The sequence below is a fragment of the Streptacidiphilus melanogenes genome, assembly GCF_000787835.1.
Lineage (GTDB): Bacteria > Actinomycetota > Actinomycetes > Streptomycetales > Streptomycetaceae > Streptacidiphilus > Streptacidiphilus melanogenes.
This window is the reverse complement of the sequence record NZ_BBPP01000034.1, coordinates 89,900-91,529: the sequence shown is the minus strand read 5'-3', so window position 1 is coordinate 91,529 and position 1,630 is coordinate 89,900. Positions and strand designations below refer to the sequence as shown.

2 protein-coding genes and 1 pseudogene are annotated in these 1,630 nt (G+C 69.3%); all 3 read right to left on the bottom strand.

Features of this window, described 5'->3' with window-relative positions:
* Positions 1-13 precede the first annotated feature (13 nt).
* Positions 14-112, bottom strand: a pseudogene (locus tag TR49_RS43140) (hydrolase); the annotation flags it as partial.
* 52 nt (positions 113-164) lie between these two features.
* Positions 165-755 carry an MTB12 C-terminal domain-containing protein gene (locus tag TR49_RS28850; RefSeq protein WP_052434730.1) on the bottom strand — a complete coding sequence of 197 codons (591 nt, stop codon included), beginning with the start codon at positions 753-755 and terminating at the stop codon, positions 165-167.
* Positions 756-847: 92 nt separating this feature from the next.
* The gene (locus TR49_RS28845) at positions 848-1,255 is read right to left on the bottom strand and encodes a hypothetical protein (protein ID WP_042386835.1); all 408 of its coding nucleotides are present in this window, start codon (positions 1,253-1,255) and stop codon (positions 848-850) included.
* Positions 1,256-1,630: the final 375 nt, after the last annotated feature.

The following is a 1,630-nucleotide window of genomic DNA, read 5'->3' as shown; positions in this document are numbered from 1 at the left end:
GGCATTGGGGTTAACCCAGCTCGGTCAGATAGCCGGACAGCACGCCGTGCGCCTTGGTCTCGCTGTCCACCAGCGTGCCGTCGTTGTCGAAGATCACCATCCGGTAGGTCATTTGCGGCAGGCTACCCGAGGCCGCGGCCCGGCGTCCCCTTCGCACTGTCCCGTCAGGAGCAACCGGCAACGGGCTTACCGTTGTTGCTCAGCGTCACCAGTGAGCACAGGGTGGTGTCCGAGACCTTCCAGGTGCCGTTCTCCAGCACGGCGGTGCCCTTCGCGTTGGGCAGCGCGGGGGTGCCGCTCTGGCACAGGTTGTAGGTCACCGTGGCCATGGTCGGGCTGGTGAACTCCACGGCGGTCACGGTGACGCTCGCCTTGGACGCCAGCGGGTTCCCGGCGAAGCCCTGCAGGACGGCCGTCAGGTGCTGGCCGTTCTGCAGCAGCGTGACCTTCTCCGTGCCCGGCGTCGAGGGGCTGAAGAACTTGGTGAAGTTCTCGGCGACGCTCTTGCCCGCCGCGGCGGTATCGCTCGGCCCGGATCCGCTCACGGTCGGCGCGACCCCCGTCTCACACCCCTGCGCGACGGCCCCGGTGCCGCCAGGGGTGGGGCTCGCGGTGACGGCGGGGCTGGTCGCCGTCGGGCTCGGGTTCGAACTCGAACTCGAACTGCTGCAGGCGGCCGCGACAAGCATCAGACCTGCCACAGCCCCGGTGACGAGCACGGGGTGCCGCAGCTGGCCGGCATGGTTCGGGAGCATTCTCTCCACCACCTGATGGCTTCGTGCCGATCGACGTACACCCCTATCGTCACCCCGACATCGGTCTCAAGCACGCCCGAAATAAAGATTTTCTAAGGACGCCCGGTCAAGGTCGTGATCTTCGAGTCCCAGCCCATGCCGTGCGGCACCAGCGCGGTCAGCACGACGTCGCTGTGGTGCGTCCAGGCGTCGACGCCGGTCTGCACGTCGTCCCCACAGACCCTGGCGACCGCGTCACCGCCGAGGTACGTGCCGAAGTGCATGTTGACGGCCTTGAGCTCGGAGCAACCCTTCACCGACTCCACGTAACCGCGCAGCCGGTAGCCCCCGTTCTCCCTGGTGACGACCAGGTCGGAGACCCCGTCCGCAGAGCCGTCACCAGAGGTGGCGTGCAGGTACACGCTCTGCTGCGGCAGCATCTCCCGCTGCACTCCGGGCGCCGCCACGGCACCCCCGGCGAGGGTGAGGGCGGCGACGACGGCGTAGGCGAGATGACGCACGACGGGGCTCCTGTGCTGCTGGGTCCGGACCACTGCGAACCGCTGGGGACTTCGGCAGCAGTCCTAACGCCGCGACCTGCGACAACAGCCACCGGCCGGACGGGTGATCTGGATCCAGCCGTACGCCGGGCAACGGCAACAGGGGCGCGCCGCACTCTCAAGCCGCGCGCCCCTGACCTGCTCGCCGTCCCAGCCGAACCCGGACCCCGCCAAAGGCCCGCCTCCGACCAGACGGTGCATCCGGCCCCCTCAGCTCCCCACAGAACCCCGGGCCGGCCCCCGCGACGATCAAGCTACCCGGCCCCCGCACGCCACCTGCACCGCCCTGACACCCCCTTGTCGCCCACCCCGACAACCCTGACGCCTCCTTGACGC

Coding starts and splice junctions, on each gene's coding strand:
- TR49_RS28850 (WP_052434730.1), bottom strand. CDS start 755: ATGCTCCCGAACCATGCCGGCCAGCTGCGGCACCCCGTGCTCGTCACC.